Source organism: Vibrio sp. Vb1166 (assembly GCF_033338695.1).
GTDB classification, from domain to species: Bacteria; Pseudomonadota; Gammaproteobacteria; order Enterobacterales; family Vibrionaceae; genus Vibrio; species Vibrio alginolyticus.
This window is the reverse complement of record NZ_JAWOTE010000036.1, coordinates 1-12,618: the sequence shown is the minus strand read 5'-3', so window position 1 is coordinate 12,618 and position 12,618 is coordinate 1. Positions and strand designations below refer to the sequence as shown.

At 40.8% G+C, this 12,618-nt stretch carries 16 protein-coding genes; 13 read left to right on the top strand and 3 right to left on the bottom strand.

The window, feature by feature from the left end; genetic code table 11:
- Positions 1 to 32 precede the first annotated feature (32 nt).
- Both R7E51_RS21950 and R7E51_RS21945 read right to left on the bottom strand, forming a co-directional pair.
- Complete coding sequence (locus tag R7E51_RS21950; protein WP_031849398.1) at positions 33 to 311, bottom strand: type II toxin-antitoxin system RelE/ParE family toxin; 279 nt, start codon at positions 309 to 311, stop codon at positions 33 to 35.
- Positions 308 to 592, bottom strand: coding sequence for a type II toxin-antitoxin system RelB/DinJ family antitoxin (locus R7E51_RS21945; protein WP_005398409.1), 285 nt, complete (start codon positions 590 to 592; stop codon positions 308 to 310). Before R7E51_RS21945 ends, R7E51_RS21950 begins: the two co-directional genes overlap by 4 nt.
- 197 nt (positions 593 to 789) lie before the next feature.
- On the opposite strand from R7E51_RS21945, the gene R7E51_RS21940 reads away from it, so the two are divergent.
- The 8 genes from R7E51_RS21940 (at position 790) to R7E51_RS21905 (ending at position 6,489) form a co-directional block, all read left to right on the top strand.
- Positions 790 to 1,149 (top strand): DUF2750 domain-containing protein, encoded by a 360-nt coding sequence (locus R7E51_RS21940; protein WP_025542820.1) that lies wholly within the window; start codon positions 790 to 792, stop codon positions 1,147 to 1,149.
- A gap of 147 nt (positions 1,150 to 1,296) precedes the next feature.
- Positions 1,297 to 1,923 (top strand): LysE family translocator, encoded by a 627-nt coding sequence (locus tag R7E51_RS21935; protein ID WP_152816199.1) that lies wholly within the window; start codon positions 1,297 to 1,299, stop codon positions 1,921 to 1,923.
- 819 nt (positions 1,924 to 2,742) lie between these two features.
- The gene (locus tag R7E51_RS21930) at positions 2,743 to 3,021 is read left to right on the top strand and encodes a hypothetical protein (protein WP_033007115.1); all 279 of its coding nucleotides are present in this window, start codon (positions 2,743 to 2,745) and stop codon (positions 3,019 to 3,021) included.
- 143 nt (positions 3,022 to 3,164) lie between these two features.
- A complete protein-coding gene (locus R7E51_RS21925; RefSeq protein ID WP_140214931.1) occupies positions 3,165 to 3,674 on the top strand; it encodes a GNAT family N-acetyltransferase in 510 nt (169 codons plus the stop codon).
- 135 nt (positions 3,675 to 3,809) lie between these two features.
- Complete coding sequence (locus R7E51_RS21920) at positions 3,810 to 4,412, top strand: DUF922 domain-containing protein (protein ID WP_206958541.1); 603 nt, start codon at positions 3,810 to 3,812, stop codon at positions 4,410 to 4,412.
- Between the two features lie 153 nt (positions 4,413 to 4,565).
- Positions 4,566 to 4,853, top strand: coding sequence for a hypothetical protein (locus tag R7E51_RS21915; protein ID WP_148506286.1), 288 nt, complete (start codon positions 4,566 to 4,568; stop codon positions 4,851 to 4,853).
- Between the two features lie 693 nt (positions 4,854 to 5,546).
- A complete protein-coding gene (locus R7E51_RS21910) occupies positions 5,547 to 6,005 on the top strand; it encodes a GNAT family N-acetyltransferase (RefSeq protein WP_193621678.1) in 459 nt (152 codons plus the stop codon).
- A gap of 160 nt (positions 6,006 to 6,165) precedes the next feature.
- Complete coding sequence (locus R7E51_RS21905; RefSeq protein WP_054866683.1) at positions 6,166 to 6,489, top strand: hypothetical protein; 324 nt, start codon at positions 6,166 to 6,168, stop codon at positions 6,487 to 6,489.
- A 206-nt stretch (positions 6,490 to 6,695) separates the two neighbouring features.
- Here the strand turns inward: R7E51_RS21905 and R7E51_RS21900 are convergent, their stop codons facing one another.
- Positions 6,696 to 6,998, bottom strand: a complete 303-nt coding sequence (locus R7E51_RS21900) for a hypothetical protein (RefSeq protein ID WP_206958540.1) — start codon at positions 6,996 to 6,998, stop codon at positions 6,696 to 6,698.
- Positions 6,999 to 7,732: 734 nt separating this feature from the next.
- On the opposite strand from R7E51_RS21900, the gene R7E51_RS21890 reads away from it, so the two are divergent.
- The 5 genes from R7E51_RS21890 to R7E51_RS21870 all read left to right on the top strand — a co-directional run bounded on the left by R7E51_RS21890 (position 7,733) and on the right by R7E51_RS21870 (position 11,858).
- Positions 7,733 to 8,140 (top strand): hypothetical protein, encoded by a 408-nt coding sequence (locus R7E51_RS21890; RefSeq protein ID WP_025985253.1) that lies wholly within the window; start codon positions 7,733 to 7,735, stop codon positions 8,138 to 8,140.
- A 155-nt stretch (positions 8,141 to 8,295) separates the two neighbouring features.
- Entirely contained in the window at positions 8,296 to 8,598 is a 303-nt protein-coding gene (locus R7E51_RS21885; RefSeq protein ID WP_054730763.1) for a hypothetical protein, read from the top strand.
- Positions 8,599 to 8,734: 136 nt separating this feature from the next.
- The gene (locus R7E51_RS21880; RefSeq protein WP_025539256.1) at positions 8,735 to 9,133 is read left to right on the top strand and encodes a DUF6232 family protein; all 399 of its coding nucleotides are present in this window, start codon (positions 8,735 to 8,737) and stop codon (positions 9,131 to 9,133) included.
- 1,396 nt (positions 9,134 to 10,529) lie between these two features.
- Positions 10,530 to 11,060, top strand: coding sequence for a hypothetical protein (locus R7E51_RS21875; RefSeq protein ID WP_115386118.1), 531 nt, complete (start codon positions 10,530 to 10,532; stop codon positions 11,058 to 11,060).
- 369 nt (positions 11,061 to 11,429) lie between these two features.
- Entirely contained in the window at positions 11,430 to 11,858 is a 429-nt protein-coding gene (locus R7E51_RS21870) for a GNAT family N-acetyltransferase (protein WP_206958539.1), read from the top strand.
- Positions 11,859 to 12,618 lie beyond the last annotated feature (760 nt).

The following is a 12,618-nucleotide window of genomic DNA, read 5'->3' as shown; positions in this document are numbered from 1 at the left end:
TTAACAGGGCGTTAGTTCCCCAGAGGAAGCAATCAATCCATAGGGAATTTTTGTTTCTGGTGGAGTACTCGCATAACTCTGATGATATCGCCCTCGACCCAATAAGAGACAATCATCGAAATCTCAGGAATAATGAGCAATCGTCCGCGGATGCCATCTCGTTGTACACCCATTAAAGGTTGTTCAAGCAAGTTTTCTACTTTTGCTTCAATGAGGTTGTCAGTTTTTTCTGCCGCATCAGGGTTGAAGTCATAGAGAAACTCGAAGATCTTTTCACGATCATTAAGTGACTCTTCTTCCCATAAAATCATTGCTTACCTCGATTACGGATTCTGGCTTTGCGCTCTTCCATTCGAGACTTAGCAGTTTGGTGCTCAACGAAAACAGATTTTCCTGAGTCAAACTTCTCAAATGCTAGGTTTACTTGTTCAGTTAGCCATGCATCGTGAGATAATGTTTTTCTTTGTTGTTCAGCGAGTTGCTCAGTAAGTTCACGGCAAGCATCACTTAGAGTTCGACCTTGGCTCTCAGCCATTTGTTGAGCTAGGCGTTTTGTTTCTTCATCAACACGAAATTGAATTCTAGTGTCCATGATATATTCCTTTGTTGGTGTGTGTACAAATGTTAGCACTAGGCTTTGAGATGGGCAACTAACAAACAATTTAAGAGTGATTCGGCACGCGTGGCATTTTTACTATGCATTGGTTTTAGTGATTAAGGTGGTATGCGGGAGCATCGTATTGTGTGCCTCACACCTTAATTGGGCGTTAGCTGCTTAGAGGAAAAATGATGCTCCAAGATAAAGCTACATCAAGTTCCAATTACATAAGATTTATCGACAGAGTAATCGAAAATCGAACTGTTTGGGGACTTCAGCATCCTGATGGTGGCTGGGCAGTTTGTAATTCGAATCAGTATCCAGACGCATCAGTTTATGTTTTTTGGTCAGATAGAGCATACGCAAGTCGGGTCGCAATTGGTGATTGGGAGTTGTATGTCCCAACTCCAATTAACCTAGATTCATTCGTTGATAATTGGCTAAAAGGTATTCATAGCGATGGACATCTTGTGGGTCTCAATTGGGATGCAAACCTCTGTGGTACTGAAGTTGTCGCAATTGATGTGGCAAAAATGTTGGTACGCAGCTAACAAACTGTTTAAGAGGGATTCACAACGCGTGGCATTTTTACTGTGCGTTGGTTTAAGTGATTAAGATGGTATGCAGCAGCTTTGGTATTGCGTTGCTCACCCCTTAACAGGGCGTTAGCACTCAGAATCATTCAACAAGGAGGTTTTATGTTTCCATTAGAGGTATTTGTTACTTATACATTAGCTTGTTTACTTTTGGTGATCTCGCCGGGTCCGGATAACTTGCTCGCTATAGGTAGAGGTTTAAGCCAAGGTCGACTGGCGGCAGTAATGTCAGGCATGTCTTCTGGTGCTGGTATTTTATTTCATGTAGTCGCAGCAACATTCGGGCTAACCCTTTTAATTCAAACCTCTGAAGTGGCGTTTTATGTTGTAAAACTGGTTGGTGCTGCTTACCTAATATGGTTAGGTGTGAAAGTACTCCGTACGAGAAACCTGTTCTCACTGGAACCAGCGAAAAAACAGTCTCTGAAACTTATCTTTTCTACTGGGTTTCTATCAGCAGCACTTAATCCGAAGCCAGGTATGTTTGTTCTTGCTTTTGTACCTCAATTTGTAAACCCAAGTTTAGGCTCAGTGACAACTCAAATGATTGGCTACGGTGTGTGGTTTGCAGCATTAACAGCAATTGGCTTTAGCTTAATGGGTGTGTTTTCTTCTCAATTGTCTGAGTGGTTTAGAAACAAGCCTAAACTAGTGTCAGGGTTAAATATTGGTGCAGGTATCACATTCGTGTCTTCTGGGTTAGCAATAGCGTTTGTGAAGCAGCGATAATCTAAGTGCTAACAAACTGTTTAAGAGTGATTCGCAACGCGTGGCATTTTTACTATGCGTTGGTTTTAGTGTTTAAGGTGGTATACGGCGGCTTTGGTATTGCGTTGCTCACACCTTAACAGGGCGTTAGTTTGCAAGAGGAAAAACGCAGCAATATCGCAAGATCTAGTGGTAAAAGTTCAAAGTCGAAATCGTCGTATCGGCGTTCAATTTCAGTGTTAACTCACGTGGTGAAAATCCAAAAGTGACATGGTTTCAATGGTTGATTTGTTCTTTGGTACGGTGACTTTTGGGTTAACTTAGTTGAACTTTTTTGCTGAAACTCTGCTCGTTAAGTTTGTTGGTACTAAAGCAGATTTACTCGCTGAAATGACGTTTTCTTTGGTGTGGTAAATTCATGTGGTTTCAGTGACTTTGTTGAAAGTCCGCATTGTGAGATTGGTTTTCCAAAAGTGCTTTTTGTTGTTGTGAGTTCGTTTTCTGCGGCATTGTTTGTTCCACGTGGTTTCATTGACTTGCCGCTTTTAGACTACGCCTGATTTAAATGCATCAAAACACATAAAGCTTATTGTTTGCAAAGTTTAAAATGACATAAAATCAATGCTTTGGGTTTGCAAACTAACAAACTGCTCAAGAGGGATTCGCAACGCGTGGCATTTTTACTATGCGTTGATTTTAGTGATTAAGGTGGTATGCGGCGGCTTCTGTATTGCGTTGCTCACCCCTTAGCAGGGCGTTAGGCGACATGAGATCAACGATAGAGTAGTGATAGTATCTTGGCGTGAATCTAGCTTCAGTTAATAGAAAAGGAGTGGATTAATGAATGGTAAAGCATTTGATAATTGGCAAAAATCTCGAAAGAAAGGATGTTTAAATTGGCTTTTCAGAACAACTTTCGTCACAGCCATTTTGTACATAATTTTTAATGTTATTTTCCTTTATCCATCTTCTGATGCGGCAAGCATTACGATTTTCTTATCGGATAATGCTCTTAATTACTCAATTTACACGATCGGGATGTTTTTCGCATTTTGGGCTATTTGGCTATACAACGAATCTTCGTATGAGAAAGAAGTTAAACGTAGAAATGTCGCCTAACAAACTGTTCAAGAGGGATTCGCAACGCGTGGCATTTTCACTATGCGTTGGTTTTAGTGTTTAAGGTGGTATGCGGTGGCTTTGGTATTGCGTTGCTCACCCCTTAACAGGGCGTTATAAAGCTCGAAGAAAAAGGAAATTTCGTGGAAATTCGAACAGGTAAACTTGAAGATGTTGCTGGTATCACCGACATCTTTAATTTTTATATTGAGCACACTAATGCACGCTTTGAGGAAGTTCCATTTACTCTGGAAAATCGTCAGAAATGGTTTTCTCAGTTTTCTAGTACTACCAAATATCAACTATATGTAGCCAAAGAAAACGGCGTGTTGCTAGGTTTTGCATGTTCCCAACAGTACAGAGCAATTTCAGCTTTTGACGACACCGTAGAAGTGACCGTTTATCTGGCACAAGAAGCTAAAGGGAAAGGTTTAGGTTCTAAACTATATACTCAGTTGTTCTCATCAATTCGTGCTTATGGTGTTCATCGTGTATTGTCGGGTGTTGCATTACCAAACGACGCATCAGTGGCATTACACAAACGGTTTGGTTTCAGAGAAGTCGGAGTTTTCAATGAGTATGCAAAGAAAAATGGACAGTACATTAGCTCGGTGTGGTTAGAAAAGGCGTTTAACGTAGAGTCCGCTTTATAACAAACAATTTAAGAGTGATTCGGCACGCGTAGCATTTTTACTATGCGTTAGTTTTAGTGATTAAGGCGGTATGCGGCGGCATCGGTATTGCGTGCCTCACACCTTAATTGGGCGTTATATGCTTCAAGGAAAATGATGAAAAAAATCGCACTTTCAATAGCTTGCTTAATGGCCTCCAATCAGGCTAATGCTGACGTTAGGTTAGACTTTCCCTTCCAGAAAAAGTTTGAAGTGTATAAGATTAGCGGCAATAGTGTTGAGGAAATTGAACACTCTTTTAACTCTAGACCTGACTTTCTAGTAAATGAGGGCTTTGACGGGTACACCGCGTGGAAATATGACTTCCATACGCATGATGATTCTTGCGAAATTCATGAATTTGATCTTGAAGTTACCTATGCACTTCCGAAGTTTGAAATGTCTAGGACTTCAGCTGAATCAGCTGAGGAGTTTCGCCCATATCTTGAGAAGCTCTATCGACATGAGCAGACTCATTGCGCGCTTGTAGTTAAGTCGATACACGAAATGTATCTAGCCTTCAAACTTGGACAGCGTGGAGGGTGTAGTAGCGCAAATGATAGAGTCATTGAGCTTGAAGGTGATTTGGTGGAAATTAATGCCCTGTTTGACGTTTATACATCGCACGGAGAAATTGAATTAGCAGAGTCTCCTTTTGGAGAGGAGCCTTACTTGAAAGTATGCGAAATACCTTTCGCGCCAATGTCACCACGCATATAACAAGAAATTTAAGAGTGATTCACAACGCTTGGCGCTATCACTTTAAGTGAATTTAGTGTTTATGGCACAATGCTTTAGGTAGAGTGGTTAGCGTTGTTCACACCTTAATTTGGCGTTATGTGGCTCTTCGATTAAAACATCAGGATTTTAAATTTGAATAAAACAATGAAATTACTGAGAAATTTTTTCCTTTCTCTGCTTTTTATGGGTAGTGCAGTTGGGGTCGGTTTCATTGTGGATTGCTATGACTTAGGTATACCAACGAGCCAAAGTGTACTAGCTCTTGGATCAGCTTTTTGCTTTGCTGTTGCAACATTGGGGCGACTTGGGTGGACTGAGCAAACGTGGAAAGGAGAAACCTTTGCTGAACGGTTAGATGATTGGGTATTTTACATTATGTATTGGATAGGTATGTATTTGGCAACTGTCTCAATAATTTAAAAAGTCCGCCACATAACAAATTGTTCAAGAGTGATTCGGCACGCGTGGCACTTTTACTATGCGTTGATTTCAGTGGTTAAGGTGGTATGCGGGGGCTCCGGTATTGCGTGCCTCACACCTTAACAAGGCGTTAGCTTACAGTCTGAAAAATCAAACTCATATAGCTGATGTTAGTTTGGGCATATCGTCAAAATGAGCGTTCTGATTGGCAAATATTTTGGTTGTATCTTCGGTAGCAAGTAACATTTTTTAGCGGTCATTATTACCGTGTGAGGTCGTAAGCTTTCTTGGTCTGGTCTTGGTTTGTTGGTGGTAATTTCAGCTCCGCCTCTATTTCATTCATGGCAAAGTTTTGTACTTGAAAGCGGCAAATCTAATACGAGCATTGGTGGGTGAAGTTCCGTGAGTCTCCACGCTCGGCGGTTTTGGCTAAGCTCAAGTTAATACTAAGTTCATCGCCTGAAGTTATCGGCTATGTTTATAATTTCGACTTCACGTTTAATGTCAAAATAAGTTGTTGTTTTAGTTTGGAATGCTCGGAAAGTAGTAAGCTAACAAAGCGTTAAAGACGGATTCGCAACGCGTGGCATTTTTGTTTTGGTTGAGTTTTGTGTTTACTGTGGCACGGTTTAAGTTGGGTGGTCGGGTTGCTCACCACTTAACGCGGCGTTATGTGCTTTGGTGGAAATGAATATGGAAATCACAATCAGGCGTATCGAAACAGAAAGCATTGAGGACAAAAGTATATTCGAGACTCTGTTCAAAGAGTATCTGTCTGGATTCTCAGTTGAACTAGATCTCTCAGTAATTGCTCGGCTATTTGCGTTGCCTTATTTCCACGGATTTATCAGTTTTGTCGACAATAAGCCTGCTGGTTTTGCGGTTTGCTTTGAATCGTTCTCAACTTATCGTGCGCAAAGAGTTATGAATATCCATGATTTTATGGTGTCGGACAGCTTTCGCGGTAAAGGGGTTGGCAAGGCGCAATTGAATGGTATCGAACAGTATTGTCGTGATAATGATTACCTCAAAATCACACTAGAAGTCGGTGATGATAATGTTGCAGCTAAAAAGCCCTACAGTTCATTGGACTACAAAGATTACAGAGTAGTTTTGAAAGGGCAGCAACATTGGCAAAAGTACCTCAGTTAGCACGCACATAACAAACTGTTCAAGAGGGATTCGCAACGCGTGGCATTTTCACTATGCGTTGGTTTTAGTGTTTAAGGTGGTATGCGGCGGCTTCGGTATTGCGTTGCTCACCCCTTAACAGGGCGTTATATGCAATACCAGACAAAGGAATGAAGTACCTATGGAGTTAAAAGTAGACACAGATAATTTTATGCTTCAACAGGAAGTATTTACTGGTGAGATGATTGCACGTATTGCCGAACATTTGGAAAGAGCTGGTATTAAGGGAGCATTGCTAAAAGAACTAACAGGTAATATTTCTTTTGAAGTTGCAAGTATGATCGACAGTTCTTCAAGCATTAGCTTTGATGGTGATGAAGCACATCCTTACTTGGCGTTTCTGAGTGGTGACAGTGATAATGAGTTAGTTCATTTGGGAGGTAATTCCACGTGCCATGAAATGGTGTATGGTATTTTAAATGCAATGTTTGAAGACAGCATATAACAAACTGTTCAAGAGGGATTCGCAACGCGTGGCATTTTCACTATGCGTTGGTTTTAGTGTTTAAGGCGGTATGCGGCGGCTCTTGTATTGCGTTGCTCACCCCTTAACAGGGCGTTAGTCGCCAGAAAAAGCTAGCAATCAAAATCATGTTTCTGAGCTTAAAATTTAGCAGCAGTTTGTTTGGAACACAGATTCATCGTCGATCCTTAGAACTTAGTTTTAGCTGTTTTGAGTCCAAAATTTTGCAAGTGTTCTAGCGATTGTTTTGTTCTTTGGTGCTGACAGAACAGGGCAATCGAGAGTTTGTTTTTGGTTGCAACTCCGCTCGGTGAGTTTGTTGTTACAAAAGCCAATTTACTCGCTGAAATGACGTTTTCTCTGGTGTGGTAAGTTCCACGTGGTTTCAGTGACTTTGTTGAAAGTCCGTACTGTGAGATTGGCTTTCCAAAAGCGCTTTTTGGTGTTGTCAGTCCGTTTTCTACGACGTTGTTTGTTCTAAGTGGTTTCATTGAGTAGCCGCTTTGAGACTACGCCTGACTTAAATGCATCAAAGCACATAAAGTTTGTTGTTGGCAAAGTTTAGTTCGGCTTAAAATTGTCGCTCGGTGCCTCGCGACTAACAAACTGCTCAAGAGGGATTCGCAACGCGTGGCATTTTTACCCTGCGTTGATTTTAGTGATTTAGGTGGTGTGCGGAGGCTTTCGTATTGCGTTGCTCACACCTTAACAGGGCGTTAGTTGCCAACGAGAAAAACGCAGCTAAAACAAAAACATTTAGGCCTAATGTCCGTGTGTTTTTGGTTAGGTTTTCGTATTTCAATTTTTAGTTCTTTGGGTTTGTGGAAATCGTTCTCAGGTTTCTTTTGTGGTTGGATTTTCTGTTTCAGAAACCGATTCACTTGCTGAAAAGCAGCTCGGTGACATTGTCTTTTCAAAAGAGCTTTTTGGTGTTGTAAGTCCGTTTTCTACGTCGCTATCTGTTCCAAGTGGTTTCGTTGACAGTCGCTTTAAAACTACGCCTGATTTGAGTTTTTCAAAGCACGTAAAATCAGTGTTGGCAAAACGGTAATAAACTCCAAATCCAAGCCTTGGGTTTGGCAACTAACAAAGCATTCAAGAGGGATTCACAACGCTTGGCAGTTTTGGTTTGAATCAGCTTTAGTGTTTACGGCACAATGGCTTAGTTTGGGTGGAATGCGTTGTTCACCCCTTAATGCGGCGTTATGTAGCAAGGAGGATAGATATGCTTAAGCTCATGAATAAAAAGGCCTATGTTCAGTCAGTGGCTAAAGACGTAGCTCCTAAGCTGTGTGCTAAATTTGGAAAAAAGAACACCTATTCCTTTCATGAGATTAGTTGGGTATTGAACCAGGTTAATCGCAGTAATGACCGATTCTATAAGTCAATTTCTTATGGCATGTTGCGGCCATATAGTAAAGAGTTGGCTTTGGAACTACATGAAGATCTTGGCGACTTGTTGGGTTTTCAAAAGTCTGTTGGAAAGATCCTATTTAATGTGTCTGAAGTCCCATCATTTGAAAGCTACTTACTATATGCAGAAGTAAATGTAGAACCTAATAGTAAAGTGACGAATACCAGTCTAGATAGTTCTGGTGGTATAAACCTTTTTGATTTGGGTAATGGCGAGTAGCTACATAACAAAGCGTTTAAGACGGATTCCCAACGCTTGGCATTTTCTGTTTGATTCAGCTTTAGTGGTTACGGCACAATGGTTTAGGTAAGGTGGTAGCGTTGCTCACCACTTAACGCGGCGTTATACGTTTTGGGAAGATCGGAGGCAAGAAAATGTCTGAAGAAGCGATTAAACTAGCAAAGAACCTACTCGAAACAGATGATAATTATATAGAAAACATAATTGCATTATCGCGTATTGGAAACGAAATGTATGGGCAATGCTGGAACACTGATTACCACGTATTTGGTCTCATAGCATCGGAGACGGACCATTTACCACTTAATCATGTTCGTTTGAATTGCTCAGAGGAGTTTCTCGTAAAAGCTGATAAAGAGCTAGTTGAAACGATGAAGTTTTATCGTTCCGATGTTGTTAGTGCTTGCAATAAGATCATCAGAAATATAAACGTATAACAAAGCGTTTAAGGCAGATTCGCAACGCGTGGCATTTTTGGTTTTAATCGGCTTTAGTGTTTACGGCACAATGTTTTAGGTCGGTGGTCTGCGTTGCTCACTACTTAACGCGGCGTTATACGAATAGAGGGAAATTATGTACAAAAGTAATGATTTTAACTTGGATTCAAAAGAGTTCAGGTTTAAGAAAGACTCATATCCTTTGTCTAAGATAAACAATGTTAGGGTTAAAAAGTTAAGTTTTCTTGATAATTTAGGTCAAGTTTTATTCTGGGTATGTGTTTTTTCAGGGGCAGTTTGGTTAGTTATTCCAAGGTTGGAAGAGGTGCCACAATGGCTACTAGTTTTAGTTCTTAGTCTGACGGTTGTAGGTTTGGTTTTTGCTCTTTTTCGTTGTTCTAAATATGCACTTCAAGTCGAGTTTCGTCACATAGATGAAACGGGCGTTCAATGGGTTAATGTCGCTAAGTCATACTCAAAGTCAGATTGTGAGTTATTTGAACAGCAAGTGTTGGCACTGAAGAAATTCGTATAACAAATTGTTCAAGAGTGATTCGGCACGCGTGGCATTTTTACTATGCGTTGGCTTTAGTAGTTAAGGTGTTATGCGGAACCTTCGGTATTGCGTGCCTCACACCTTAACAAGGCGTTAGTACGGGTTTGACATCAAAGGTCATCAGTTTTGGTGTTTATCTGTTTTGGCGCTCGCCTTTACACCTTTCAGTTTGTACCTTTCACGTTCTTTCCGGTGGCACTATATGCGGAGTGTTCGCTTTGACTTCATCGTTTACGGTCTCTAACTCTTAATCTATTTCTTTATTGCTTCTTCTTTTTCGTGTTTTTTACTAAGTCAAAATTGTCTTTCTTTGGTGTTGCTGTCGAAGTGCGAGGAACGAATCCTTTTCTAATTTGAACTCAGTAAAAGTAGGTGAGTTCAGTACGTTTTTCTTCTAGCCAACTCTCGTCTCTCTATCGATTTTAAGTTTTGTAGGTGCCCGTCTCACTTCAGTGTTCAAAGCCTTTCATATCATGCCAGTTTTCAATATCTTGGAGCGCATAAATAGAAGTAGCGCATGTACTAACAAATTGCTTAAGAGTGATTCGTAACGCGTGGCATTTTTACTATGCGGTGGCTTATGGTGATTAAGGCGCTGTGCGGTAGCTTTTGTATTGCGTTACTCACACCTTAGCAAGGCGTTATAGCTCTGAGTTCGATGCGCCACATAGACGAATTTGCCATAGCTTCCTATCTTTATACTGTTGGTTAGGCATTCGAGGGTATCGCTATGTTTTTTGTCTTTTTGCTTTGGTTAGTGTTCGCAATATTAGTAGGGAAATATGCAGCTACAAAAGGGCAATCAGCTATTTTCTATTTCTTTTTGGCTGTCATTCTTTCTCCCTTAGTCGGCTTTATCATTGCGCTTATCTCTTCAGATAAACGAGAAGCAAGTATGTTAGACTCAGGTCACTACCGTAAGTGTCCTTATTGCGCTGAGCTTATTAAAGCTGAAGCAATAAGGTGTAGACACTGTAGTTCTAGAGTTGAAAAAGAGAAACATTACACTGACGCACAATATGCTCTCAAGTCCAGTGATACATACTATGATCCTAAGTACCTCAAGAGATCTTGCATGGCTTGTAATTATACAATCCCAGCGGGAAAAGTAGTTTGTCCTAGGTGCAGGGAGCTTCAAGAAAACTAGCCGAGCTATAACAAAGCATTTAAGAGTGATTCCCAACGCTTGGCATTTTCAGTTCAAGGTTGGGTTTCGTGTTTACGGTGCAATGGTTTAGGTTAGGTGGTAGCGTTGCTCACACCTTAATGCGGCGTTATAAATCAAGATTGAGATTAGTGTCTGAAAACAGAATATTAAGATGACTTTATTGGTATGTGATTTGTATCATATTTGCTTTAATTGAGGGAATAAGACATGAACGACATACCTGTTCTGAATAAATCAGCGGAAAGGAAGTTAAGCATTATCAATGATACACCTGCAATATTTACTATCGTTGATAGCGATAGCGCAGTCGGTAGAAAGCCATTATACGAAATAGATAGCTTCAGTGAAGTTGGCAAATGGTGCGGTTTGATAATTCATCAATCAAAGAAACATGGTGTAGACCCACGTCTAGTCGCAGCAATAATGTATATGGAAACTACTCATGGCTGGTATGATAAAGTCTATCCTTTGAGAAAAACCATATTGCCGATGAATCTACATTATTCATATTGGAAAGACATTGGCGTCAACAAAGAAGCCCTAGGCTGTCCTTACTACAATATTGAGTTCGGGATCATTCTATTATCTAGAATACAGGCACGTATTGAAAATCCGACGATAAGAAAAATAGCTACGATCTATAATTTTTTGGGTGCTGAAGTAGTTAGCGATTACGGCGCACGTGTAGCCAAGCTATATCTTGAGCAACCATGGAGCCCAGCCAAATGTGCCGTTTAAAACACTTTATCGTGTCTATTGTTGTTTCTAGTATTCTAGCTTGCATTCCCCTATATGTTGCAGTCAAACATAACTCAATGGGAGAGTTTTGTACTGCTAAATCTCTTGCTCTAAGTACTTGTAGGTATGACTTTAACTATATTTTTATAGTTTGGGGTAGTTGGTTTGTAATTATCTTTGTTTGTTTAATTGTGCTCACTTTTTTAATGCTAGTCGTCAAACGGCTCGTACAGAAACAGTGGCAATGATTTATAACAAACTGTTTAAGAGTGATTCGCAACGCGTGGCATTTTCACCATGCGTTGGCTTCGGTATTGCGTTGCTCACACCTTAACAGGGCGTTATACGCTTTTGAGGAAATAATCCAATATGAACAAGGTAGTGTTCAGAAATTGCGATGAAAAGAGTGAGTATTGGGTTGCTCTAGAGAAGCTGTTTCAAACGGAATGGTCTGACTTTCTGTTTGTAGATACCTATAAACTAGAATCTAACCTTCCACCGGTAATTGTTGCTCTCAGAGAGAACCAAGTTATTGGTGGTCTCGCTTATTCGCGCTTTACAGAACCTCATGGTGACTCAGAAGTTATTTGGCTTAACGCAGTCTTTGTATCCAATGAGTGGCGTGGTCAAGGTATTGCGAGTGAACTGATCAATCGAGGTGTTAGGCAAGTATCAGCAACAACTCAAAGTAACCTGTATGTTTACACAAATGTACCATCGTTGTATGAGTCTTTAGGTTGGTTAGCGGTTGATGTTGAAAGTGAGCCAAATCATAAGGTTATGAAAGTTCTGTTGTAGTGTCAGCACGCGTATAACAAACTGTTTAAGAGTGATTCGCAACGTGTGGCATTTTCACTATGCGTTGCGTTTAGTGTTTAAGGTGGTATGCGGCGGCATCGGTATTGCGTTGCTCACACCTTAACAGGGCGTTATGTTTACTTGCATTTCAAAGGCTTAAAGGTCTTAGGCTCTAGTTCTTTGTCCCTCTGGCAATTCGTCCCTAGTAGACTCAGCAAATCAGTATTGTCGGTCTAAGTTCTTGAACCAATCAGCCCGTAAAACATACCAATGTTCGTGGGTTGCTTCATTGTCAGGTCGTGGCGGTCGGTTTTTAGTTTAACTGGCTCAAAGTCGCTTTTGGATTCTTAGCCAATTAGCATTTTGGCTTGGCAGTTGCCTCGGCAATTTGCCATTGTTTTGCACTTTGGTTGGAAAGACAGGTCGCTTGTTGGAGCTTCGTCGGGTTGCCTCATTGGGCAGGGAAGTGGAATTACTGGTTTTGGGTTAGTCGCTTTTGGTGGCCAAGTTGGTTCTTGCCTTGTGGTTTGGTTCAGAAAACCAGCTTGAAATAGCAGTTCTTTCTCAATAAAGTCAGTGACTTGTGGTAAAACATAACAAACTGTTCAAGAGGGATTCGCAACGCGTGGCATTTTTACTATGCGTTGGTTTTAGTGTTTAAGGTGGTTTGCGGCGGCTTCGGAATTGCGTTGCTCACCCCTTAACAGGGCGTTATAGCGCACGATAAAATTGAATATGGATGGTCATGGATAATATCGAA